Consider the following 26,396-nt stretch of genomic DNA (forward strand, 5'->3'; position numbering starts at 1 on the left):
ATGTCAAGAATAGGAGTTTTCATTTGCCATTGTGGCGAGAACATCAGTGCCACAGTGGATTGTGAACGTGTAGCTAAATCTGCATCCGAAATGGAGGGAGTGGAGTTTGCTACCGACTATAAATATATGTGTTCCGACCCGGGACAATCACTTATAAAGAATGCCATACGCGAACATCATCTTGATGGTGTTGTCGTAGGTTCTTGTTCGCCTCGTATGCACGAACCTACTTTTCGTCGCGCATGTAGCGAGGCCGGTCTTAATCCTTACCTCTGCGAGATTGCCAATCTTCGCGAGCATGTATCATGGGTACACGAAAAGAGTGAAGCTACTACGCTTAAGGCTATAGATATAGTAAAAGGTGTAGTTGAAAAGGTGCGCCGCAACAAACCGCTTAATGCTATAGAGGTTCCTATCACAAAGAAGGCACTTGTTATAGGTGGCGGTATTGCCGGTATACAAGCCAGTCTGGATATTGCCAACTGTGGACAGAATGTAATACTTATCGAGAAAGGTCCGTCTATAGGCGGTCATATGTCACAGTTGTCCGAGACATTCCCTACCCTAGACTGTTCTCAATGTATTCTCACGCCTCGTATGGTCGAGGTAGCTCAACATCCCAATATCACCCTTTATACTTATGCCGAACTGGAAAAGTTAGACGGTTTTATTGGCAATTTCAAGGCTACGATACGTCTCAAGGCCAAGAGTGTAGACTATAGCAAATGTACCGGTTGTGGACTATGTACCACTAAGTGCCCTCAGAAGAAAATTCCAAGTGAATTTAATGAAGGTCTTGGCACACGTACAGCTATTTTCACACCATTTCCACAAGCAGTGCCTAACAAACCGGCCATAGACAAAGAACATTGCAACTATTATCAGAAAGGCAAGTGCAAGGTATGTCAGAAGTTCTGCCCTACCGGTGCCATCGAATACGATAAACCGGATGAATTCATCACTGAAGATATTGGCGCAGTGATTGTGACCACCGGATTCAACGTACTGAAGACAGATTTCTTCCCTGAATATGGTTACGGCAAATATAAAGATGTAATTACCGGACTGCAGTTCGAGCGTCTGGCTTCCGCTTCCGGTCCGACTCTTGGTGAGATACGCCGCCCTTCAGACGGTCAGATACCAAAGAAAATTGTGTTCATATCATGTTGCGGTTCACGCGATCCTGCAAAAGGAATTCCTTATTGCTCAAAGATTTGCTGTATGTACACCGCCAAACATGCCATGCTGTATCAGCACAAGGTACACGATGGAGAGTCTACAATATTCTATATGGACGTACGTGCAGGCGGTAAAAACTATGAAGAATTCGTACGACGCGCTGTCGAAGAAGACCATGTAAACTATGTACGCGGTCGTGTAGCCCGTGTATATGAGAAGAACGGCAAACTTATTGTCAAAGGTGTAGACACTCTTTTGGGTGCAAAACCGGTTGAGATAGAAGCCGATATGGTGGTACTTGCCACCGCAGGTGTAGCCAACAAGGGCGCAGAAGAATTGGCACAGAAGATGCACATTTCTTACGACCCATACCATTTCTTTGCAGAGGCACATCCAAAACTTAAACCTGTAGAGACTAATACTGCCGGAATATTTCTGGCAGGTGCCTGTCAGGCTCCTAAGGATATACCAGAGACAGTAGCATCCGCATCTGGTGCAGCTGTCAAAGCCGTATCTCTGTTGTCACAGCCTACACTCGTTCGCGAGCCCATCGTTGCTGTTGTCAACCGTTGTGCCCCGCCAATGTTCAGTACATGTGTAGGATGCTTTATGTGCGAGACCATATGTCCTTACAATGCTATAGAGCACGAGGAGATTAAAGACCGCCGTACAGGCAAAGTAATAAAGACCGTGGCTAAAATCAATCCAGGACTCTGTCAGGGATGCGGTACATGTGTATCATTCTGCCGCTCTAAATCAATTGACATACAAGGTTATACCAATGAGGAGATGTTCGCAGAGGTAACAGCCTTATTGAACAAATAAAGCATTATTATAATGGAAGAAAATAACAATAATATATTCGAGCCGCGCATCATAGCATTTGTTTGCAATTGGTGTACATATGCAGGTGCAGACCTGACCGGTACCAGCCGTATCAAATATGCCACAAATGTAGAGATTGTGAGATTCCCGTGTACGGGCCGCATCGACTTCATGCTACTACTCAAAGCTTTTGCAGGTGGCGCAGATGGAATCATAATATCAGGATGTCACCCTAATGACTGCCATTACACCAGTGGCAACTTCCACGCCCGCAGACGTTGGATGGTGTTCAGAGACATGCTCGATTTCATGGGCATTGACATTGAGAGAATACGCTGGTCTTGGGTCTCAGCTGCCGAAGGTGCCAAATGGGCTGATGTCGTTAATGACACGGTAGGCAAAATACGTGAGATGGGACCATATACAGAATATAAAAAAGCTGCAAAATTCTTAGAGGAGGAAAAAATAAGTCATGAGTAAATTATCTGAAAAGACTGCAACCCTCCTTTCTGAGGGAACAGTAAAAATAATTATAGGTTACGAGCAGGGCACAGAGCGTCCTCGTCCTGCTTTCTGTCATACGCCGGAGGATTGTAAACGATTGATATTCAATGATCAATGTAGTAGCAACTTGGCTGTTTATCTTACAAAGAAAGAGATTATCGGAGAAGACAAGATTGGTGTCGTTGGCAATTATTACGTAATAAAGACAGTAATCCAACTGAATCGAGAGAATCAGATTAACCTTGAAAATCTCGTTTTGATGACTGTCGACGGCGATGATGTCATTACATTAGGCAACATAGACGAGATGCAACAATATGTAGACACTCACGAACCTGTACCAAATGAAAAAGTACTTGCCGCCATCGAGAAGATAGATAAGATGAGTCGCAGTGAGCGATGGGAATATTGGAAGAGCGAACTATCCAAATGCGTACGTTGCTATGCATGCCGTGCAGCTTGTCCACTATGTTACTGCAACCGTTGCGTAACAGAGGTCAACTGTCCTCAATGGATAGAGCCATGGGCTGCCCCGCTTAGCAATATGGAGTGGCAGATTAACCGTGTGATGCACATGTCAGGCAGATGTGTCGGTTGCGGAGAATGTGCAGCCGCCTGCCCTCTCGAACTGCCTATCGGCATACTCACAAAGAAAATGGGTATGGACATCAAGAATACTTTTGGTGGATGGAAAGACGGAAGTGTGCTGTCTACATATAACGTAAATGATAAAGAAAACTTCATTAAATGACATTATGGAAAGACTTATAATAAAATCGGACCTGATACATACATGGCTCGCTAAGATAATAGAGACAGTACCACGCGTACTTGCCCCGGTCAAAACCGGCAGCAAAGCAGAATTCAGTGAGATAAAAGATGCCGACAGTGTAGCATACGATACTCTCACTACTACATCATCTGTTAAAGCGTCAGCTTTTCCTAATACAGAGACTCTTTTTGCTTATGAAAAACAGGGTACTGATACAAAAATATATGATGTTGCTGAAGAGAACTTCCTCGACACTGTCATTTGGCGTGCACGTCCATGTGATGCAGTTGGCTTCGGTCCGCTTACCAAGATATTCAATTGGGACTATAAAGACAAACTGTACAATGAGCGTTTCTCACGCCTTGTTGTTGTTTCTTTCGCATGCGACAAAGCTGACGGATGCTGCTTCTGTACATCTGTAGGTGGAGGACCAGGCAATACAGCAGGCAGTGACATTATGCTCACCAAAATCAATGATAAAGAAACTTTGGTAGAAGTACTTACAGACAAAGGTCAGAAACTAATAGACTTATGCAAGGATTGCTTTACTAAAGCTGACGACAGCATTGATAAAGAGTCGGTATTAGCCCAAGTACCTGTAAGGTTTACACGAGAGCAGATACATGATAAACTGGCAAAAGCCTTCGAAAGTCCTATATGGAAAGCCCAGTCAGAGCGTTGTCTGGGATGTGGAGCATGCGCCTTTGTTTGTCCTACATGTGCATGCTTCGACATACAAGAAGATGCTCATGGTAACCACGGTCGCCGCGTACGCTGTTGGGATTCATGCGGATTTACACTCTTCACCCAACATACATCAGGTCATAACCCACGTCCTACGCAGGCCACACGCTGGCGTCAGCGTGTAATGCATAAATTTTCTTATATGCCCGACCGTCTTGATATATACGGTTGCACAGGCTGCGGTCGTTGCTCGCGTGCCTGTCCGGTAGACATGAACATAGCAGAACATCTAACAAATATCGCAAACAATGAGTAATAATATATACATACCCTATGTAATGGTAGTCGACAAGATAACTGTCGAGGCTCCCGGGGTAAAGACATTGCGCCTACGTTTCCAGAATGAAGAAGAAGGCAATAAATTTGAATTCAAAGCAGGTAACTTCGCAGAATATTCAGCTTTTGGTGAGGGCGAATGTACTTTTTGTATAGCTTCCGCCCCTACCCGCAAAGGGTATATCGAGTGTACTTTTCGTAAGGCAGGTCGAGTAACATCCGGACTTGACCGTCTGGAAGAAGGCATGACGATGGGAGTACGTGCTCCGCTTGGCAACTCTTTTCCTCTTGACGACTGGAAAGGTAAAAATCTTGTTTTCGTAGCCGGTGGTATAGCTCTTCCTCCTATGCGTGCAGTGATAGACAATGTGCTTGATCGCAGGGATGAGTTTGGCGATATAACTATCGTTTATGGTGCCAAGACAGTGAACGACCTTGTATACAAAGAAGAACTGAAGGAATGGGAAGAGCGTCCTGACGTTAATCTCTTTGCCACAGTAGATCCGGGTGGTGAAACGCCCGACTGGAAAGGAAAAGTTGGATTTACTCCTAATGTATTAGGTGAGGTAGCTCCAAGCAGTGACAATGCCGTCGCTATTGTCTGTGGACCTCCTATCATGATTAAGTTTACATTCCCTGTGCTCGAGAAACTCGGTTTCAAGGATGAGAACATATATACTACGCTTGAGAACCGTATGAAGTGTGGAATTGGTAAATGCGGCCGATGCAATGTTGGTCCGATGTTTGTCTGCAAAGACGGACCTGTATTCAGCAAAGTACAGTTGAACGCACTTCCACCTGAATTTTAATATATCGTAATCAATAATATTTAAATGAATGTTTGATCCCCGGTTGCATAATGTGACTGGGGATTTTTATATCTATACAAGTATTTCCTTATTGAGTGAAGAATACAACAAAGGTATACTAAACCGGAACGTAGACCCATATCCCAGTTTTGACTGCACTCCTATACTGCCGCCTAACTTTTCGGCTATAGCTTTGCATATCGGTAAGCCAAGACCAAGACCCTGTGAAAACTGATCCAGTTTTTCAAATTTACCAAAAATTTTTTTCTGATTCTTTTTTGCTATGCCAATACCTGTATCTGTAACCAGTACATTTAACATATCACCACCAACATTATAGTCGACTGTAATACTACCTGTTTGTGTAAACTTGTCGGCATTGAGTATCAAGGCTTTAAGTACTCGTATAATACTGTTCTTGTCCAAAGACACATAAAGAGGTTCATGCCTTATTATATTCAATCGTACATCGTCATGAATAATTCCCTTAATACTTTCAGACAAATCATGCAAAAAAGAACTTATGTCGAATGCTATTGGCTCTACCTGATATTCGCCACTTTCAAGAGCAGACATAAGAAGCATATTATCAATCATACGTACTAATAACTCTGTATTCTGGTGTATTATTTTAATAAATACCTTATGCTCCTCTGCCGTGACATCAGTATCAAGCAACTGCATAAATCCTATTATAGAATTTAAGGGTGTACGTATTTCATGACTCATATTATGAAGAAAAGCAATCTTCATTTTTTCTACATTTTCTACTTCTGTTATTTTCTCTTTTATTCTCATAATATTATTTTTTTGTGTGTTTATCGCGTTCAGTATATTATTTATTCATTATATAAAATTCTAAAGTCATGAATAGACTAATATGCTAACACAGCCCTAACAAATAAGAGGGAGTAAGCCTTACTTGCATGGCAGACATAAACGAATGAAGGACCAAATGTAAACGTCACGGCGTCAGCAAGATCACACTCCGATGCTGACCAAAAACTACATGCACCATTGCCATCGGTTGGTATCGAGTGTCCCCCTATAGCTGACAGTTTTGAATTCAATGCTGAAAAATAGGTTCCATCTAAATTGTCTATGATATTAAGGCCACCAATTACCGTATAAGCCTGAGCAAGCTTTATTGTTTTCTTCTGAGAATCTGTAAGGTTACTCAAATTTATTAAAACATCCAACCAATCGCCTGCTGTTGGAAGATACCAACCACTGTTTGTAAAGGATTTTGTTGTGCCATCATTATAGTTGTTGCAATAATACCATGCATAATTTGAGGACGTATTTATAAATGATTGATTTACTAATGCATCATATACACTGCTTATATCATTAAAACAGTCCTTAAGGGTTGTGACATAAGGATGGCTAGTACGATCGGTATATGGTGAATTGTTACCATCCGACCATTGACAATGGTCACTATAAGCCAATTCTCGCGCCAACACTTTACCATGGCGGCAACCGGCATCATATTGAGAACGTGTCAACTCCCTCGAATAGATGATGCCTAACGTCTGCCCTGACCTAAAGGTTGTACCATTTGTTCCGTCTGAGTAAAGATAGTTTCCTATCGGAGCATCACCTGTGTATATATCCATTCGTGTAGAGTATGGGGTATACGTTACCCTTAAATCATTTGTTCCACTCCCGGATATTGATATATTACAGTTATAATCATAGTTACGATAAATATTAAAATCGGCATAATCTACGACTGGATTCGTCTCATTTGTTACACCTCCAAGATAAACACGATAGGTAGAACTCCAACCTGTTCCCCATCCTGTATCTCTTTTTGCATTTATCAATATGTAAGAAGCACCTGAAGGAGCATACGCACTTGTTCTTTGTTCTTCTGAAGTTGAAGAGGTATTTTTACCTGAAATATTCTCATAGACATAATAAGGACCTGCGGTAACTACACTGCCTGCTGATACAGCTGTAGTAACGGAGTTATAATTTAGTCCACTATAACCTGTAGTTGGATTATTAGAATTAATCGGAGCAATAAAACATTCATTAGGAACATTACACAGCTGATAATCGGTTATTGTTATATCCTTTGCTGGAGTTATCGTAAATGTATATTTGCTATAAATCCGCTTAAGCGATACAGACTGTGCTACTGTTGATGTATTTATGTTTACGCCTGACGTTTCACCATACATTATACCTAATATTGATGCAGGATCTGCTACAGGTTCTGTTACTTTAGCCCTCAACTCTGAGAGTGTACTTATACCATCAAGGTATGAACTGCTACCGGTATTTGCTATCGCACATATAGTACAGTCATTACTAACCCTTACCGGTAAAGTAACCGAAGTTGGATTTGTTGAGTTATAGGTATTACCTATAAGATACCCCCGACTGTTGAAAACAAGTATTATTACATTATATATAGCATCACTTATGGTTCGCGTAGCAGTTGTCTGAGTTTGCTTACTTATAGTCACCTTTAACGAAACCAGCCCAGACTGCATTTCTGATACATCCACAGAACTACATGATGATAATAAAATAAAAGCTATTATCATTGATAGACATACACTAAGTTTTATTGGATGTTCTTTTATATTAAGAACCTTATTCATACTCATATTATTTTCTATCTGAAATTATGGAATTACTATATTTCTGATATATTCGTTCCATGGTATAACGCTCATTGTTATGTTTTTACTGTTAAAGTCTATTATCACCACTTTATTGTCACCTGAGCATAAGGATACATATTTCCCAGTTTCATCACGGTCTGCACTAATCAATAATTGTTGTGATGTTAAACCAGATATTCTGGATTCAGATTTTTTACCACTTTGACTTTTATATACAGAGACTGTTAAATGTTCGCCAATCATACTAGGTAATGAACGAACGGCATCAGTAACAAGTTGATCGTCCATATCAAATTTGAATTTTGGACTATATGTTATAGAATCACCTTTACTTTCGCCCGTAAATGACATAAAATTGCGGAATCCGGAAAGTACTACTCTATATGGACCTTCCCCAAAGGTTTCTTTCAACTGGCGAATTACCACTCTTACTGTTACAGGCTTATTAATCAGAACTATATTAGCCCAGGTTATATTATTTACAGACTTATGTGAAGTATAATTGTATACGCCGTAATATAGAGATGATGGCAATATATATTGTTCTTTAACTGAATCGTACTTTACACCTGTCGCCATTGAACCTATATCATCTCCCTCATCAGGAGTATGCATAACTAAACTGTCTTTTTCTGAAGTGCCTATCATTACCAGAGATACAGAATCCATTCTACTATCATAGTTTAAAAGATATTTTCCATCTGGTTCGGCTGTAACTATTCGTTCAAATTTTCCATTTTTGAACAGATATGCGCGGAGATTAATCATTAAATTCAACGGCAGTACTTTGCCAGTACTATCTTTAGAGGATACGCTCACATAGCACATTATACAGTTAGCGTTGTTATCATCAATACAGGATACAATGGCTATTATTATAAGGCAACATGCTAGTAACTTATTGAAATATCCTATTTTCATCATAAGGAAACATTTTCTATCAAAAATTATTTTATTACAACTGTCTGACTATTGGTTGCCCAATCTGTAACAGTAAAGGTTACTGTAGCTGTTGATGGTACTATATTCTGAGAAGGATCAGTAAGACCACGGCCCTTAATAGTTACGCTCAATGAATATATATTATTGGCCTTTATTACGTCATTATCTGTCGTTATTGATTCTTCAGACATAACATCATCGTTTATTATTATAGGATAATACAGTATTGTACCCGTATCACTGCTATTTGTCTTGAAACGACCCTTTATTACAAGTTTTGTAGGATTTGTTGAGGAATGAGGAAATACATAAAAGTAATATGGAGTTGATGATGTAACGTATGGTGATGTTGAGAGTGTCAAGGCACCACTACTCAGATATGCGAAACTGTTTAGATTTGCATTTATGGCACCACTCGCATTTGTCTGTTCACATTTTCCAACGGTTTCCGATTCTGCAAGAGAGGCTGACTGACTTGGAGTACCACCATAGCTACAGATATCATTTACGTTATACATAAATATCTCATTAACAATGAATGACGCATTAGGATATGAACTCTGAGAGAAATCAGATGTCAATGAGTTAAGATCTATACGGGCTACAAGACGACAAAGAGGCACATTTACTGTAGATGTATTTGAAGAGGCAAACGAACTGAAACAATTATCAACCTCACCGAACATTGGTAGTCCTGTCATTTTTTGAGCGTTTGCTGTATTGCAAGCTGTATTTGACTGTGCATCTGCACTTGTTGTATAACTTAAATCAGCTGTTAATGCCTTAAAATCTGTCATTGATTTACATGCTGTAAATGCGGTCTTGTCTGCTGCTGCATTAGTAGTATTGGCAGCAACAAGTATGTTGCGAGACTGAGTTGTAGTTGATATAGACGTCTCTGACTTAGTGTCTATCGTAACTTTGCCTTGGTTGCCATCAAAAAGTCCTACATAAAATGCAGTTACCTTTCCCTCGCCATCACCATAGGTAAAAGCTTGGTTTGGGAGTGCAGTTGTAGATGAAGAACGTGTCTTAAGACCTAGATTCAAATTAACGATAGCGGGACTACCGGAAGTTTCACCATTTCCGGTGTCTGAAGATGTACATGATGTCATCATTAATAATGACATCATTACTGCAATAAATACATAATTTTTATTCATAATCTCTTGTTTTTATAATTAATTTCATTTATTATCACGTTTTTATAATTTTATTTTAATAAATCAGAAAGCCAAGACAGGACGTGCATAGAAACCATCAACCTTAGCAATAGAGCCTAGAGCCAGATTATCATCGCTGCCGAATAGTGTTCTGTAGGCATAGCCCGTATTAAACTCAGAAGAACACCAGTAAGACTCATTATTTCCTGAAAACGCATCATAATTATTACTTCCGGCTTTGCTCATCGCTGTATTTAGAGCATTCGCACAAGCTGTTGACTCACCAGACCAATATAAATAACCACCTGTTCTACCATCATTAAATGAACTTGACATACCGCCCAAATTTATACAGATCTGATACCATTGACCAATGCTTGGAAGATACCAGCCACTGGTTCCGCTAGGTATTGGAATAGTTGACTTAAATGTGGTAGCTGCTGCATATGCTGCCGGGTAATTACTATCATTTATTTTCCCTGTATAGGTAAATCCATCATAATCAGTAATATTTAAGGTCGTATTAGCACTACCTGTAAGGTTTGTATTTCCAGGTCCCCAGATAACACCTGTACCTGCATTCTTCAATGCCATGGCATAACCATGTATAAAACCATTTGTATTATCTGTCGCACTTGTGGTTGTACTAAAAACTATTGCCACAGGAGTTTTACCCGAAATAAGCGTACTGCTGTATGAACCGTCTGAATAAAATATATCACCTATTTTGGGACCAAAATATGATGGGACCATTGCTTTTGTAAAATCAGTTACGCTAGTGGTTACAGTAACATTTGTCGGTATAAGTTCATCTGACACATTAGGAACACCTGTTCCATTCAATGTTACAGCCATGCTGTAAGTAGTATTCTGACTTATCTTTGAATCACCGGTACCTTCTGTTATGTTAGATAGTATATTGCCATTAGCTCTACTATTTATAGTTATTGGATAGTATGTGTAATATGTAATACCACTATTTGTGGTAAATTGACCTTTAATTACAAGTTTTGTAGGATTATCACTGTCGTGTGGAAACACATAGAAATAATATGGACCACTATAAGTACTGATTATTCCGCTACCAAGATATAAAGTATTTATATTAGATGTTATATATTCTCCACTTACATTGCCGGTAGCAGTCTTCGAATTCCAATTTGTAAGTTGATTATTAGCATTATACATAAAGATCTCTGTCGGAGTAAAACTACAACCGGAAGAAGGGCCACTAAAATCTGTTGTAAGTCCGGTTATGGCTACACGCGATATGACACGAGTCAGGTTAGCTGTTGTGCTTAATATGGTATTAGATAACCAGTGAAGTGGTTGCACCGGCGACATCATTGGGAGTGCTTTCATATTCTGTGAGTTTGCTGTTGTGACCCATGTTTTAACCTTTCCGTCTACGGATGTAGTATAGCCCAAATCAATAGATGCAGTGTAGAAATCGCTAATCGTATATTTACCGGAGAAAGCACCCGAGGGGATATTTGCGAATACAAGTATTTGTGTTGCATCCTTACGTGTCATTATCGTTTCGGTAGTACCTGATATATAATCATATTCATGAATAGTAACAAGATTACCGTCTGAATTAAACAAAGCCGCACATATATGATTTAGAGTTTTTTCATTACCGCCCGGAGTTCCTCCATTATCAGTAGGAAGAGGACCATTTGCACGAGTTTTGTTACTATCATTTTCTGACTTATTAGATGTTAGAGACAGATGGATAAATGCATTTTCTGAAAAATCTGATCCAGGCGTAAGAGCCTCAGAGGTACATGAGCCAAGCAATATACATAATACTAATAGTTTTGATATATAGTATATATTTTTCATTTTATATGTTTTCATCCATTCTTATAACATCAATATTCTAAAAGCAATGCCATCGTACATTTATTTTTATGTCAAAAGGCTTTATTTTACTGATCTTTCATTTTCTAAAAACTTAAAGTTTTAAATTGATAAATCGATTAATATGCTAGTACTGCCCTAGCATAGTTGATGGTGAGATTCTTATTGTTGTAGCCCAAGTAGATACGAGCACTGTTGAACATGAACCTCAGAGCGCCATTAGTGTCGTGCTCAGACGCAGTGTAAAAACTAAATGCACCTGTATTAAGACTAATTTTATCTCCACCGGCATTTAACAGTTTTGTATTCAAGTTATCAAAATACGTACTTGCTGGCAGATTCAATATTATATCATTATTAATACCTATTGTACTTGTACGCATACCCTTTATTGTTGTATACTGATCAGCAGTCCATGTGCCTAAATTCTCCATCACATCCCACCAATCACCTCCACTTGGAAGATACCAACCTGTATTCGTAAATGACTTTGTTATACCGTCATTGTAAGTATGGCAATAATACCATGCGTTATTTGATTGTGAATCAGCCATACCCTTATCTAGAGTACCGACATATCCACTAGCTATATCTTCATACGTTGCCTTCATAGTTGTACAAAAAACAGGTGGATTACTTGTTTGAAATTCACCTGACCAATTACAACAGGCTCCTCCATTTGCATTTTTAAGAGCAAGAACCTTTCCATGACGGCAACCATCTACATTATATTGTTCAAAATTAAGTTCATTCGAATAGATTATTCCTACAGTCTGCCCTGATTTAAATGTGGTTCCGGATGTTCCATCTGAATAAAGATAGTTTCCTATGATGGCATCACCTGTATAGATATCTGTACGTGTAGTATATGGGGAATACGTTACACGGATATCATTTATTCCACTACCAGATATTGATACATTACAATTATAATTGTAATTACGATAGATATTAAAATCGGTGCAATCTAAAACAGGAGATATGTCATTAGTCACACCTCCAAGATATATACGATAGGTTGACTTCCAACCAGTTCCCCATCCAGCATCTCTTTTTGCATTTATCAATATATAAGAAGCACAGGATGGGGCATTAGCACTTGTTCGTTGTTCTGATGCCGTTAAAGAGTTATTATTACCGGCCAGATTCTCAAGTACATAGTAAGGGCCGGCTGTAACTACACCACCGGAAGAGACCAATGTCGTAACAGGACTATAATTTATACCACTATAACCTGTAGTCGGATTACTTGAACTATCCGGAGCAATAAAGCATTCATTAGGGACATTACATAATTGATAATCTGTTATCGTTATCTCTTTTGACGGAGTTATCGTAAATGTGTACTTACTGTAAATACGCTTAAGTAACACTGACTGCGCAGCTGTCGAGTTCGTTATTGTCACGTTGGGTGTTTCACCATACATTATACCCAATGTTGATGCAGGGTCTGATACAGGTGCCGTAACCTTTGCTCTCAACTTTGCAAGCGTACTTATACCATCAAGATAGGAACTACTGCCTGTATTTGCTACTGCACATATTGTACAGCCTGCACTAACCCTTACTGGCAATGTAACAGAAGTTGGACTAGTTGATGTATAAGCACTGCCTATCAGATTGCCCTGACCATCAAATACAAGGATATCTATGTTATCAATGGCATCACTTATAGCTCGTGTAACTATTGTAGGGCTTTGCCTGCTTATATTTACAGTCAGCGATACATGGTCGGAAGAAATTTCTGGGATATCTACAGAACTGCATGATGGTAAAGACATACAAGCCATCAAAAACAATAAATATGAACAATGCCTTATTATATGTTTTTTGATATTTTGCAATTCTCTCAATATAAACTTCTTCATATATATTAAACTATTTCATCAGAAAAAACTCTTATCAGCACTATTTTACAGTTACAATCTGTTGATATGATGTCCACCCATTAACAAGCATCTGAACTGTGGCTGAAGACGGGTTTATTTCGTCTGTTACATGATCCACCCCTCTACCATTTATCACTATACTTATTGCATAGTAATGGTTCATCAACACTTTAGAGTCATCTGTCTGTGCTGAATTTATATATGTACTACCACCATCAAGACTTATACGTGTATTACTTTGATACTTATTTATAACAATTGGATAGTAAACCGTCACAGCTGTACCACCACTAGGAGTGAAAGTACCCTTTATTACGAGTTTTGTAGGAGCGGATGTTGTGTTAGGAAAAGCATAAAAAGTATAAATAGTCGGCGTTGCAGGATTATAAGAGGCAATAGCACCGCTGCTCAGATATGAAGTATTAGTTGCAGTAAAGGCGCAACTTGCGTCCGAACTTTCACCTGATGCAGGAACACTTCCCGTTGCTCCATCTAGGGTACAGGTGGTATTCGCATTATAAAGGAAAACCTCTTTGGGTACAAAAGTAGCACCTTCATAACCTGTATTGCTAAAATTACTGCTTATTGAGGATGATTGTACCTTATATACAAGGTGGTCTAGATTTACCGTTGGAGTTGCCGAATTATTCGAAAAAGAAAGAGTAGTATTGCCATACATTGGCAGTTTCTTGGCATCCTGACTGTTATAAGTCTGTACATTTGATGTAGTGTTAGCCAACAAAGTAGTGACACCTTCAAAAAGGTTTCTCTTTGTTACACTTGCAAAATCGGTTTGCGCAGAACTAACATTTGCAGACACACTTATCTGAGAGGCCTGAGTTGTAGTATTTATTTGGGGTTTGCTCGTACTTACATAGCTGTCGAAATGCTGAACATCTCCGATTTTAGCCCCACTGGCATCAAAGGCACAGGCATACCCGCCATTTATCGTTTTTTCATCATTTGTAGGATCTGTTGTTACACGAGTCAAACTGCTTGTGTTTAAATTAAGATAAACTTTTGCCGGACAAGCATTTGGATCCACATTGTCTTCTTTATCAGAAGAGGTACATGACATCAGCGTTATGACAGACATGAGCACTGCGATAACTAAATAATTTTTATTCATAATCTCTAATTTTAATTAATTGTATTTTAAAATCTTATTCTCTATATATTAACAAATAGGTCAGAAAGCTATAACTCGTCTAACGCTGGAATTGTCACTCTTGCCGATATTAGTAAGGCCTAGACTATTAGAAGTTGAAATTAGCAGGATATATGCATTATCTGCATCGTATTCAGACGAACTCCAATAAAATTGATATTCCGTCGTAAATGGATCATAATTACCATCTCCTACTTTATTCATAGCTGCATTTATTGCATTGACAAAGACCGTTGACGAATTGTCCCAATGTAAAGTTCCATTTTTTCTATCATCTTGGAATACTGTTGACATTCCTCCTAGATTTATAAGTATCTGATACCACTGACCTATACTTGGTAGATACCATCCGCTTGTTGCATCTGGAGCAAGTTGTGCAGGACTATAATTTTCAACTACAGCAGGATAACTAGTGTTATCTATCAGACTTGTATATGTCAGGCCATCATAATCTGTAATATCCAATGTGGTGTTTGCACTTCCGGTAGGAGTAGAACCTTCTGGTCCCCAAATCAAACTGTTACTTACATTCTTTAGTGCCATGGCATAACCATGAACAAAACCTTTTGCCTTGTCTGCAGCACTCGTTGTTGTACTGAATACGATTGCGATAGGAATATTACCTGAAATAAGAGAGCTATTGCATGAACCATCTGAATATAAAATATCTCCTATCTTTGGACCAAAATATTCAGGAATGGTAGCACTCGTATAACCGGCTACACTCGTGGTTACGGTAACATTGGTTGGAATAAGTTCATCTGACACATTCGCTACACCCGTACCATTCAGAGTTACAGATAGGTCATAAGTAGTATTAGGACTTATCTTTGAATCACCCGTACTTGATGGTACTGCCGAGATAATATTGCCACTTGCACTACTGTTTACAGTTATTGGATAGTAGGTGGTGTATGTACTGCCACTATTAGTCTTGAAGGTGCCCTTTATTACCAGTTTTGTAGGATTGGTGCTGCTATGAGGGAACACATAGAAATAGTATGGATCGCTATAAGTACTTATTTTGCCACTGCCCAGATATAAGGTGTTGGCATTGGCACCTGTGTTCTCTCCGCTTACATTACCCGAAACTGTCTGTGTACTCCAATTGGTAAGCTGGTTGCTTGCATTATACATAAAGACTTCCGTGGGTGTAAAGCTGCAACCTGAATATGGACCGCTGAAAGTCTTGGTAAGGCTTGTCAGTGCAACGCGCGCTACCATACGGGTAAGACCTACGGTTGGATTAAGGACTGCACCGGAAGACCAGTCAAGTGACTGCACTGCTGACAACATCGGCAGGGACTTCATACTCTGAGAGTTTGCTGTGGTAACCCCTGTCATACTCTTGCCGTCTACGGATGTGGTATACCCCAAATTCTGTGATACTGTATAGAAATCATTAAGAGTGTATTTACCCGAGAAAACACCTAGCGGTACATTGGCAAATACAAGCATCCGGGTAGCATCCTTGCGGGTTACAATAGTCTCTGTAGAACCCCTGGCATAATCATACTCATGGAGAGTAACAAGACGGTCTGATGTATCGAACAATGCTGCACACACATGATTAATATAGCCTTCGTTATTACCGGCCGTCGCTCCATTATCTGTAGGCAGAGTTCCATTAGCCCTTGTATTAATATTACCATTACCTGTTTTATTGGATGTCAGAGACAAGTGTATCAATGAAGATTCCGAAATGTCATCTTCAGATACAGATGTCTCTGATCCACACGAGATAAGAAGTGTACATACTGCTAATAGTTTTAATATGTAGTACATATATTTCATTTTATTCTTTAATAATATTTTATTCTCATAATTCAATTTTAAAAGCATCATGCCATAGTCTATGACCGTTGTAATCTCACGACCACAAGTGCCTACCCGGGGGAGTCTCCGCTGAGAACATATTAGTCGGCACTGCGAGATAATAGAAATGGGAAGGAATCGAGTCGACCCATATCTACTTCTTCGTTCATCATATTAACAGCATGATGCTTGTTGTTCTATGGTATCATTACATCGTTTATTTTCTGTGACTATACCCGGATCTTTATAGACTGCACCACGTGTTTGAGGGTTTAGTGTAAATTTTAATGTCAGATCCCCTATTTGTTTATTGGTATTAACTAGATATTCGTTATTACAAGATGTAAAAAAGCCAGACATAGATAAAGCCAATAACGCTATATCACTAATTCTAAAAGATTTTTTTTTCATAATCTTATTCATAAAAATTGATAATGTTATATTATTCCTGATTATAATTTTAAATTTATTATTATCAGAAATACTATGCTTCTTTGTTAAAAGCAATGGTAATTTATAAATAGTTTGGTAATGTAATTTTGATAAAAGCACACAAAGGCTTATAACGGCCAAGAAATTATAAAGGCCATTAGCTAAAACATTAAAATTCCATGCATAACAATAACTACAGAAAAATAAAAACAACCATTTTTTTGAAGATATATAATATATCTTCTTCAAAAAAATTAAGAGCCTATATAGGTGTGTGTGTGTGTGTGTTAGCAAAATTATTCAATTTCGCAAACATATTAACATATTTAACACCCACTTCTTTCATATCTTTTTATTAATTTTTTTTGTAAATTCAAAGGTATGTCTATTTGAAAAATAAAACAAATTTTTATACCGATAAATTAATAAAATACGTAATTTAGGTTATTAATGTGGAAATAAAGAACAAATACTAGGTAATAACAAACATTAATTTCACGTTATTACACTTTAATCACTGTCCCGTTTATGTAATGATAAATTATTTTATATTGAAAAAGTTATTTCTTTTTTGCCTTCAGTCGGTACTTAAGTTACTGACTATAAGTTTATTCGGCTGAAGGCAATTTTTATGGGACTTATATTGTCCATCTTTGGGTATTTTCATTGTGCCTTTCTGTGTGTTTTCATAATAGGACTCTTTTCAATACACGAAAGCAATACCTTTTTATTACCAAAACAATGCTTTACAAGCTTGCGACCTAGGTCGAACGATCGTTTGACCTAGGTCGCAAGCTTATTCGACGTATGTCGAAAGTTCTCAGAGTATAGCTTTTATGATTCGATATACATGCATTCGGAACTTATTAGTTTAGCTATTCTCACAGATTATCTATAAATATTTTTCATCACATCACTGATTTACTATGCAAAACGCACCAATTATTATATACTAGACAATCCTTACCAATAAATAAGGACGTGCCGGGAATAATCGGCGAAAACGGATAATTATACTAGTTGAGAATTTGCCTTCAGCCGAACAAGCTGACAGTCAGCATTTTAAGCTCCGACTGAAAGCAAAACGCAATCAAGAAATAATTAAATATGGACCATTTATCTTGTAAGAGAGAACCTCATACTCAGTCCAAAGTCTTGAGTGGTAATTGGATAGCTGCTACTGCTTAGCAGAGGAGTATTGGTCTGACGGTCATAATAAGCAGTAAGCGTGATAAGTCTGCTTAATGTATAATCAGCACTAAAGGTCCACTTCCATGCTGTATTGCCGCTACTGGCAGCACTGGTCATTGTAGCAATATCTCTTGTTATAGCCGACTGACGGCGATACGACACATCCATTCTGACATTAAGGTTGCTATTAAATGCATCATCCCTACCCTGCATGTAATTATTTTTATCCTGACTCTTGATATTAGAATTACTACCGGATGTATTAACTTTATGATGACTGCGGGTATTAAATAGATTGAAGTCGTTAAGTTTATAACCCATACCAAGAACCCAGTCTTTACTGGTCGACTGGTTTATCTGAACACTCGTCATGCTCAGGTTTAATACACGTGTAGACCTGTACTCAAGTTTACAGGTCAGATTATTGTTGAACGTAACATCCATACCCAGCAATGGGCAGAATGACTCATTGATACTGACTGAGCTGACATTATACATGCTACTTGGAACAGGGTTACCTGTGGTAGCATCGGTTATGAAACCAAGTCCGTCCATATACTCATGAAAAGTGCTGAAACTGCTATATGAGCCAACGGCGAAAATGCTACGGTAGGCATGGTTGATATTGATACTTCTGAAATGATCTCGAAACCAAGGCAACTGGCTCAGGCCACTGTAACGCAATGTCCAGTTGGGCAACAGGCGTGCAAGTGTAGGGAAAATATCCAAACCACCGCCACTGGATGTGTATGCAGACAAAAATGCAGGTATCATCACATCAGCACTGTATTTATTGACAGTACCATTTGCCACATCAAACTTTTTACCTGCCAGACCTGTATAATACAAAGGATATACAGCATTGGCATATCCGGCCTCAACCCTATTTCTAAAGCCATCAAGTGAATTACAGAACTTGTCGAATGTGGCCGACTTATAACCGTTATTGGCATTACCGGTACCCTCAAAGACACCCTTCAGACTGATTGTTGTCATAGTGAAAGTACCACTCCGGGTGGTAGGTTGGCCACTGTACATATACTGTATGCTCTTAGCCTTAGTCTGTGTACGTGTGGCGGTAAGGTCTACAGTCAGGTTGCGCACAGGTTCGAGTGTCATATGCAGTTGCAGGTCTTCAGTACCATTCGTCGTAGCAGGTGTAGACACACTGTCGTTTCTCAATAGCCAATCGTTTTCCAAAGCTTTCTGCACATAACCATCGCCTGTCATTCCGAAAGCGAAGCCTAATCCCGGTGACATGATATCACCTTTACGCTGACCGAATGCGGCTCCTATTTCAGGCATGAATCCTGGTAAAGACATAGAGTACTGATTGCGGTAACTGAAACTCACGTTGCGCACCATCATCAAGAGACGTGCCATACTCTGTGTTGTCTTATACCATCCCTTATCTTCAGGATTAGGTTTAGCCTTAACCATAAGTTTGACCATCATACTGTCATTACTTTTTATCAGTATTTTGTTTGCATCCAGCACCTTATACTTTATCTTGTATGTCCGGCCGTCTTTTGTCTTTGCCGTGACCAGGAGTTTCCTACTGTTCTTACCATGGCTTATCGTTATCGGAGTACCGGGTAGCAAGGCTACCTCCTTCTCGAACGTACTCTTATTAATCGGAAGCATATTTTGCTTATTGATATCCCGCGTCCGCCTCTGTATAGGCTGATGGAATTTTCTGTTGACTTTAGCAAGAAAAGGTATATGGTCGTAAAGAGTCTCCATGTTAAACGACCCCATAACATTGACATCACGGTTGTTGGTGATAGTATTGCCGAGCGATGTACCATCATCCATATCCGTTCCGCGTACCCAACTGTATGTAGCCGAGTATGTGGCATTGGCACTAATCCAGTCGAAAACCGGTATCTTATTGATTGGCAACTGATATGACATAGTGAACGACTGATTGTAATTAAGAGGTTTGCCCCAATGCTTTATGCTGGTCCACACAGAGTCTTTCCATGCACTGTAATGATCAGGATAAAGATCTTTGTTTATAGGCATGTAAGGTTCCTCAATCTCAGCATGAGTAGCCGACTGGAACGACATATGCAGATTATTGGTAAAATCCCACCTGAGAGAGAATTCACGATTCCACAGAAACTGTTCACTGAATGTCAGAGGCAGTTTGGTATTGACAGAACTTTCCATATCACGCTCCTGCAATTCATAATAATTACGTGTAATCTCACTGCTGAAGCCTATATTCTGAGGCAGATAATTCAAGCCTATCTGTTTAGGCAGGTCAAACCATTTGCTGTTGCTCTTAATCAAATTGTTAAGAGGCTGGAAAGTCTTATATATAGGAGAATAATTGTAGTTGAGCATGCCACGCCAGTTATCCTCTTTCTCGTATACAGTAGTCTCGCCACTGGTATATCTATGACTGTGACTGTAAGAAAACGAGAAGTTGGCAGGATCGTAAGGCATAGGATGGCGCTTGTCGAAACGGACACCGAAATTAACATTAGACAGAGACAGGTTGGTATTGGTGGTATTTGTAATCGCAATACTCTTAAGAGAATCCCGTTCAGCCTTTGTTGAGCATGCATCCAACGCATCATCAAGTTTCATATCCGTATCCATCGGATTATACTTTGGTTTACTCTGCTCCTTGGTTACACTGTAATAAAGAGGGGCGGTAACCTTTGCCTTATCAGGAAAGAACTTGCCCAGTTCCACATTAGTGGTAACACTGTATTCCTTATAGTCATCAGTGGTACGTTCGTTCACCCCCTGTTCCAATCCACCAAACCCCTGAGATATATACTTGCCCGTCATATTGACCTGACCAACATCAGACAACTGCATATTAAGACTACCCTGAGCTGCCCATCCACCTGTATTGTCATAACCTTTGAGGCGCAATTCATTAACCCAGACTTCACCTGATTTAATAGAAGCAGAATTGTTCTTCACCCCGATTATCATAACCTTAACTTCGCCAAGTGTAGGGTTACCTATTATGCTGATCTTATTGTTAGGATGATCGCTATCGTAATTGCTAAATATATAATTGAACGAAGCATGCCCCATTGACTTCTGCTTGTTTCGGGCTTTCTTAAGGGCTGTGAATATGCTTAGGTTTATATCCAACATGTTATCCACAGGCCAAACTTTTAAGCGGTCGGCTGTACTATACTGGCCATATGTACCTGCAGTAGTAAGTTTTAGAGGTATCTCATATTCGTAATAGTTGCTTTTGTAGTCACTACCCAAACGAATGAATACAGATAGGTCATTATCCGCAAGATTAGTAGTATTGGGATCATTTGCATTGGCATGCACAAACATCTCCAGACGCTTATACTGACGCAAGTCTGTAGTAGTGTTCTTATACACGCCCTTTGCCTCTCCTGTAGCCAGATTAGATACCATCAGACTTAATGCCTGTTCGTTGTTCTCAGTAAGCTGTGGCTGAGAAGGGTCAACCACCCTACTGATACCGGGAGGCACCACATAGTTTACAGGTGTTTTCTCGCTGTTTTCTTCCACACTCACAGCACTCACAGCCATAGTACCACCTTGACCTGACGATGAATTAGACAACTGCTGATTATAGGTTCTCCATTCTCCACGTACCAGATCAAACGAACCGAAACGGAGTACGATAGGTTTCTTAAATCCGGTCATGAACATACGCATAAAACGTATGGATGTGAAATCATTGATAGAACCCACTTTAGATTCATACTCACTCAGCGGAATACGGAATTGATACCACGTTACATCCTCTGTTTTTCCATTACGCAGAGCCACACTGGCTGTACGCTTGTCTACTATATAGTTCTGTCCTACCTCCCAATTGTTTTGACCCGGTTTTATTTTGACATGATACTGATAATATTTCTCGTATTCATTGAGCGTATAATCCTGATTGATATCCTCAACATCAGGACCCGTCTTGTAAGATGTGTCATAACTCTCCTTATTTTGTTCACTGTCAGGAGAATTACCCTCAGGATTATTTATACGCTTATATCTGTCAAGTATAGATGTCTTGTTCTGATCATAATCTGAGCCACGAAAATAATGATAATCATCATTAGCAGGGTCGGCATAAATAGAATCGTATACAGCAGGAGCTACCTTGCCATGTATCGTATTAAGGAAATCCTTATAAGCCCCAAAAGTCTGTTCTTCAGAATCAGTCAGTCCGTTGAATCCGACGTCCTGCTTGGCTCTGGACCCTGATGTGGTAGCAAAGGCATATGTAGTGGTAGCTTGAGTAGGAATCTTACCCCATTGGGTAGTGACAAACCCACCTGTACCGTCAACAGGCATGCCACTCTCATAGAATTTTTTGCCATCATGCAACACGTCCTCGCTCACCTCACCCAGGTTGATATAGAAATCGCCACCATAGTTGGCTGCGTCACTACTTCTATCACTATATATAAATGGGTCAAGCATCCAGAATTCTATATATTCTATATTAGCACTCTCAAAATCGTTGGTATCAAGTTTTCTCATCATTCCGCCCCAGCGTTTCGATGGATTAAGAAGAGTACCGTCAGGGTTAAGTTCTGTAATAAGATTATACGGTCCGCGTTGGGATGGATAATAAGCAAGGTTGAGGATAGGCAAGGTATTGGAAACCCCGGAGTAAGAGTTAGTCTGACGGTTGGGATACAGTTCGTTGACATAAACCTCACGCACATAATGATTGCTGAGCTGATCAAGATCACTCTTGATATACCCCGGAGTAAGAGAACTGCTACGCCTTGTGAACAGAGGGTCTATGTTATACCAAGCCAGCAAGGCACGGTTGTATCCACTTGCCACAGTAGTTTTGTCTGAATGTTCAGGAAACATAGACGGCACACTGGATATTATCCACGATGTAGGTGTAGACACATCTATAGAGTTTTTTGTATTTTCAAAATCATCCAGATACGAAGCATTATCCTGTGTACCCCTAACCTGCCCGGCTATTAGTTGGGCGAACTCACCCGTGAAGGATATCTGTGATGGAGCTGTACAGTGCAGAAACGGTATCTTGTCAAGCATATCGGTAAGCCACTGGCTCTGTTTCTTCCAGTTTATGTTTACGCCCCAAAGAGTATTATTGAGCGGTTCCGAACCCATAGAGACCTTGGATGTAAGAGACTGCTCGGACAGATGCTGCACAGTACCGCTCATCTGGAAATCTTTGGTAAAGTCGTACTCCCAGTTTAGTCCAAGCATCGTTTTACGAGTTTGACCATAGTCAGTATTACTCTCCAACGAAACATTAACACCTGTGCCTGCATCAATTATACTCTGGTTAAGGATTGTTACCTCACCCGCCGAATAGTCGACAGCATAGTCTACGCCCTCAGTAAGTTTCACGCCACCCGCTGTAACAACCACCGAACCTTGCGGCACATTATATGCACCCAACGATATGACGTTGGCCGACGAACCCTTAAACTGACCCACCAGTTCATACTTATCCCTTTCAGCTATCTGTTTTGCCGTGGTTTTGGTAGAGTCGTATAGCTCTTGAAAGACATACTTCTTGGCTATATCAACAGGCACACCCTTCCCTGTAAGATAAGTATACAGCGAACGGCCAAAAGGTTCTACTTTAGGCAGAAATACCCTGCCATTGCTTACAGTATATCCATCTACATAGTCAAAGTACCCGTTGCTGTTAGGCCTGTTGTTGTTATCCAGACGGTCAGCCCCTATCACCTTAAGCAGAGTCTGGTCCTTAACATGCACTTCTGGTATATATGTGAGATACACGCCGGTAGTATCACTCTGGTACTTCACATCCAAGCGGAACTTTTCTTTTTCTACATTCGATGCCAGATAGTATACGTTCTTCATCATCAGGTCCCAGTTGCCCTGTTGTGGATTGTTACTGGTATTCTTAAGCGACTTCACGAAAAGAGCTTTATTGGTATCTGTGTTATCAGCAGCGAACTCTCCCACCTGATATGTTACACCACCATAAGTATATTCGTAAGCCACGGCAAGCACCTGATCGGTTTGCAGAGACGTCTTGAGCGAAACATATCCCAAAGAAGTATTCACTGAATATTCAGACGGAGACAGCAATCTGGCACTCTCAAGTTTTTCATAGTCAGCACCCCCTACGAACCCATTTATGCCGTCTAACACAGTATTGGTCTGGTCTATATTTCTTGCATCACCATAATTATTGGCAATAGTACTATACTCTGTATTAGCATTATTGCTTGGTACAGACAGACCGGTTGTAGTCCAAATATGATTAGATACTTTAGCATTCTCACCAAGATCAGTAAGAGCAATGATATTACGAGTATTATCAGTTGTTCCTGTCTTATTAGTAACCCATATCTCAACACGGTTGATAATGATACCGGTAGTAAGATTAGGCAATCTGGACATTGCATTGTCATATATCCCGCGAAAATAACCTGACAAGAAGAAATGGCGGTTCTCTTCATAGTTGGCGGCATCAATATCAAAGGGAGTCAACTGAGTTCCACCTTTGGTAGAGACACTCTTTGAGGTTGATTTCTTCTGCGAAACCACCGTCTGCAGTTTCAACTTGCCAAACTGCATGTCGGTACGTATACCAAACAGCGAACTGGCACCTGTTATAAGTGATGAATTGCTTGGAAAAGACACATTACCGGCCTCAACCAGTTTTATTATATCATCCTCCTTACCCTCATATTTCAGTTTTATGTTTTTTGCATCGAAGTCGAATGTAGCATCAGTGTTATAGTTAAGGTTCATGTTAAGTTTATCCCCCACCTTACCATTAACATTGAGGTTTATCTTTTCGTCAAAATCCATCGTAGTGGTCTTCCTGTTACGTATCGGAAGCGATGGATTATCTATGTTTTTCATTGTAGCGCCGAATTTAAGTTCGGCAGAACCCTGTGTCTTTATGCGTACACCACCGGGACCAAAAATCTTTTCGGCCGGTCCCAAATCAAACTGCATATCCGAGAAAGAGAACTTATCCTTACCCCCAGTTTTGCGCTCATCCTCATTTTTTTTCTTAAAATACTCGTTAATTTGTCTTCTAAGACTCCACAGTCTATACTCTTCGGGCGTCATAATAATAGGAGCATTGATATAAGTGCCACCCATCTTCGAACCAATATAATACAGATTAAGCGAATCATTATATTCTACGCTTTCCTGCAAGTTATCAGGTCGCTTCAGATCAAGTGTATTCTGGTCAAGATCACTCAACACTATAGGTACTGTACGTTGTATCTTCCATCGCGGATCCATTACCGAATCGGCCAATGGTTTTAGCCTCTTTTGCCTATTTTGTGGAAGGCTATTGTTTATTTGCTGTTTCTGTTGCTGATTTTGCTGTACAAGTATTCTATCCCATCCGAACATCTCTGCTATGTTGATGCTCAGAAATAATACCAATACAGACAAAATCAGTTTCAGATGTTTCATTTAATCTGCTTCAGAGCCAATTTTACAACAGTCTCTACTGCTGCATCAGGCTGCTCCTGCAATATTTTAACAACAACTTTTTGAGAAGGGGCAGGTGAAAATCCAAGCATAGCGAGAGCACTTAATGCCTCATCCTTCACCTCATTATTGACAGGAGCTGACATAGAACCACCGGTAGGTATCTCGGTAGTAATGCCTAGAGTGACAATCTTATCCCTGAGGTCTACTATTATTCTCTGTGCAGTCTTCAATCCTATGCCCTTAATACCCTTAAGTACTTTTTCATTACCGGTAGATATATAGTCGCAGAGTTCTGATGGACTCATAGACGAAAGTATCATACGCGCAGTGTTTGCACCAACACCCGAAACACTTATCAGCAATAAGAACAAGTTTCGCTCCTGCTTATCAGAAAATCCGTAAAGTACGTAGGCATCTTCACGAACAGCCTCATAAACAAACAGTTTTACCTCCTTTTTGCCCTGTATGGCAGTATAGGTGTTTAGCGATATATTCAGTCCATAGCCCACGCCTCCGGTATCGACTACAGCCATAGCAGGCGTTAACTCTGCCAGCTCGCCCTTTACATATTCAATCATAATTTTTATTTTTTCTGTATATACAATATCATAACGATTAGAGGCTGCTTTTATTGTATTCCATATGTTTTAGGTGCAAGTGGGGCTATCGCACAACGTCAACTTACGATTTATCAATAATAAAGTCATATAACTTACACTTTACAACTTTTATACCATTTTATCAA

General features: G+C 39.7%; 16 protein-coding genes. 5 read left to right on the top strand and 11 right to left on the bottom strand.

Annotation, left to right across the window (positions count from 1 at the left end; genetic code table 11):
* From XYLOR_RS08000 to XYLOR_RS08020, 5 genes are read left to right on the top strand one after another with little or no spacing between them, the layout of a single operon-like run.
* On the top strand, positions 1–2,004 hold the full coding sequence (locus XYLOR_RS08000) for a CoB--CoM heterodisulfide reductase iron-sulfur subunit A family protein (RefSeq protein ID WP_036878302.1): 2,004 nt from the start codon (positions 1–3) through the stop codon (positions 2,002–2,004).
* 12 nt (positions 2,005–2,016) lie between these two features.
* Entirely contained in the window at positions 2,017–2,484 is a 468-nt protein-coding gene (locus tag XYLOR_RS08005; protein ID WP_036878304.1) for a hydrogenase iron-sulfur subunit, read from the top strand.
* A complete protein-coding gene (locus XYLOR_RS08010) occupies positions 2,477–3,259 on the top strand; it encodes a 4Fe-4S dicluster domain-containing protein (protein WP_036878305.1) in 783 nt (260 codons plus the stop codon). Before XYLOR_RS08005 ends, XYLOR_RS08010 begins: the two co-directional genes overlap by 8 nt.
* A 4-nt stretch (positions 3,260–3,263) precedes the next feature.
* Positions 3,264–4,280, top strand: a complete 1,017-nt coding sequence (locus tag XYLOR_RS08015; RefSeq protein ID WP_036880943.1) for a 4Fe-4S dicluster domain-containing protein — start codon at positions 3,264–3,266, stop codon at positions 4,278–4,280.
* Positions 4,273–5,109 carry an FAD/NAD(P)-binding protein gene (locus tag XYLOR_RS08020; RefSeq protein ID WP_036878306.1) on the top strand — a complete coding sequence of 279 codons (837 nt, stop codon included), beginning with the start codon at positions 4,273–4,275 and terminating at the stop codon, positions 5,107–5,109. The genes XYLOR_RS08015 and XYLOR_RS08020 overlap by 8 nt, the downstream gene beginning before the upstream one ends.
* A gap of 72 nt (positions 5,110–5,181) precedes the next feature.
* On the opposite strand, the gene XYLOR_RS08025 is transcribed toward XYLOR_RS08020, so the two are convergent.
* The 11 genes from XYLOR_RS08025 to ruvA all read right to left on the bottom strand — a co-directional run bounded on the left by XYLOR_RS08025 (position 5,182) and on the right by ruvA (position 26,229).
* Complete coding sequence (locus XYLOR_RS08025; protein ID WP_051508946.1) at positions 5,182–5,907, bottom strand: sensor histidine kinase; 726 nt, start codon at positions 5,905–5,907, stop codon at positions 5,182–5,184.
* 77 nt (positions 5,908–5,984) lie between these two features.
* Complete coding sequence (locus XYLOR_RS08030) at positions 5,985–7,730, bottom strand: DUF4906 domain-containing protein (protein ID WP_036878307.1); 1,746 nt, start codon at positions 7,728–7,730, stop codon at positions 5,985–5,987.
* A gap of 18 nt (positions 7,731–7,748) precedes the next feature.
* A complete protein-coding gene (locus XYLOR_RS08035; RefSeq protein ID WP_084608574.1) occupies positions 7,749–8,672 on the bottom strand; it encodes a FimB/Mfa2 family fimbrial subunit in 924 nt (307 codons plus the stop codon).
* A gap of 23 nt (positions 8,673–8,695) precedes the next feature.
* The gene (locus tag XYLOR_RS08040) at positions 8,696–9,853 is read right to left on the bottom strand and encodes a fimbrial protein (protein ID WP_245601974.1); all 1,158 of its coding nucleotides are present in this window, start codon (positions 9,851–9,853) and stop codon (positions 8,696–8,698) included.
* Positions 9,854–9,916: 63 nt separating this feature from the next.
* On the bottom strand, positions 9,917–11,713 hold the full coding sequence (locus XYLOR_RS08045) for a hypothetical protein (protein WP_036878310.1): 1,797 nt from the start codon (positions 11,711–11,713) through the stop codon (positions 9,917–9,919).
* A 122-nt stretch (positions 11,714–11,835) separates the two neighbouring features.
* Positions 11,836–13,584: a DUF4906 domain-containing protein gene (locus XYLOR_RS08050; protein WP_036878311.1), complete on the bottom strand. Its 1,749-nt coding sequence runs from the start codon at positions 13,582–13,584 to the stop codon at positions 11,836–11,838.
* 40 nt (positions 13,585–13,624) lie between these two features.
* Positions 13,625–14,734 carry a hypothetical protein gene (locus XYLOR_RS08055; protein WP_154655705.1) on the bottom strand — a complete coding sequence of 370 codons (1,110 nt, stop codon included), beginning with the start codon at positions 14,732–14,734 and terminating at the stop codon, positions 13,625–13,627.
* A gap of 60 nt (positions 14,735–14,794) precedes the next feature.
* Positions 14,795–16,558: a fimbrial protein gene (locus XYLOR_RS08060; protein ID WP_154655706.1), complete on the bottom strand. Its 1,764-nt coding sequence runs from the start codon at positions 16,556–16,558 to the stop codon at positions 14,795–14,797.
* 204 nt (positions 16,559–16,762) lie between these two features.
* Positions 16,763–16,999 carry a hypothetical protein gene (locus tag XYLOR_RS13810; protein ID WP_154655707.1) on the bottom strand — a complete coding sequence of 79 codons (237 nt, stop codon included), beginning with the start codon at positions 16,997–16,999 and terminating at the stop codon, positions 16,763–16,765.
* Positions 17,000–18,136: 1,137 nt separating this feature from the next.
* A complete protein-coding gene (sov, locus tag XYLOR_RS08070; RefSeq protein WP_036878319.1) occupies positions 18,137–25,630 on the bottom strand; it encodes a T9SS outer membrane translocon Sov/SprA in 7,494 nt (2,497 codons plus the stop codon).
* The gene (ruvA, locus tag XYLOR_RS08075) at positions 25,627–26,229 is read right to left on the bottom strand and encodes a Holliday junction branch migration protein RuvA (RefSeq protein WP_036878321.1); all 603 of its coding nucleotides are present in this window, start codon (positions 26,227–26,229) and stop codon (positions 25,627–25,629) included. Before ruvA ends, sov begins: the two co-directional genes overlap by 4 nt.
* Positions 26,230–26,396: the final 167 nt, after the last annotated feature.

Origin of the sequence: Xylanibacter oryzae DSM 17970 (assembly GCF_000585355.1) — a bacterium.
GTDB classification, from domain to species: domain Bacteria; phylum Bacteroidota; class Bacteroidia; order Bacteroidales; family Bacteroidaceae; genus Prevotella; species Prevotella oryzae.

Bases quoted from the DNA above. Each gene is read 5' to 3' on its own strand.
- XYLOR_RS08000 (WP_036878302.1), top strand. From the start codon at position 1: ATGTCAAGAATAGGAGTTTTCATTTGCCATTGTGGCGAGAACATCAGT.
- XYLOR_RS08005 (WP_036878304.1), top strand. From the start codon at position 2,017: ATGGAAGAAAATAACAATAATATATTCGAGCCGCGCATCATAGCATTT.
- XYLOR_RS08010 (WP_036878305.1), top strand. From the start codon at position 2,477: ATGAGTAAATTATCTGAAAAGACTGCAACCCTCCTTTCTGAGGGAACA.
- XYLOR_RS08015 (WP_036880943.1), top strand. From the start codon at position 3,264: ATGGAAAGACTTATAATAAAATCGGACCTGATACATACATGGCTCGCT.
- XYLOR_RS08020 (WP_036878306.1), top strand. From the start codon at position 4,273: ATGAGTAATAATATATACATACCCTATGTAATGGTAGTCGACAAGATA.
- XYLOR_RS08025 (WP_051508946.1), bottom strand. From the start codon at position 5,907: ATGAGAATAAAAGAGAAAATAACAGAAGTAGAAAATGTAGAAAAAATG.
- XYLOR_RS08030 (WP_036878307.1), bottom strand. From the start codon at position 7,730: ATGAGTATGAATAAGGTTCTTAATATAAAAGAACATCCAATAAAACTT.
- XYLOR_RS08035 (WP_084608574.1), bottom strand. From the start codon at position 8,672: ATGATGAAAATAGGATATTTCAATAAGTTACTAGCATGTTGCCTTATA.
- XYLOR_RS08040 (WP_245601974.1), bottom strand. From the start codon at position 9,853: ATGAATAAAAATTATGTATTTATTGCAGTAATGATGTCATTATTAATG.
- XYLOR_RS08045 (WP_036878310.1), bottom strand. From the start codon at position 11,713: ATGAAAACATATAAAATGAAAAATATATACTATATATCAAAACTATTA.
- XYLOR_RS08050 (WP_036878311.1), bottom strand. From the start codon at position 13,584: ATGAAGAAGTTTATATTGAGAGAATTGCAAAATATCAAAAAACATATA.
- XYLOR_RS08055 (WP_154655705.1), bottom strand. From the start codon at position 14,734: ATGAATAAAAATTATTTAGTTATCGCAGTGCTCATGTCTGTCATAACG.
- XYLOR_RS08060 (WP_154655706.1), bottom strand. From the start codon at position 16,558: ATGTACTACATATTAAAACTATTAGCAGTATGTACACTTCTTATCTCG.
- XYLOR_RS13810 (WP_154655707.1), bottom strand. From the start codon at position 16,999: ATGAAAAAAAAATCTTTTAGAATTAGTGATATAGCGTTATTGGCTTTA.
- sov (WP_036878319.1), bottom strand. From the start codon at position 25,630: ATGAAACATCTGAAACTGATTTTGTCTGTATTGGTATTATTTCTGAGC.
- ruvA (WP_036878321.1), bottom strand. From the start codon at position 26,229: ATGATTGAATATGTAAAGGGCGAGCTGGCAGAGTTAACGCCTGCTATG.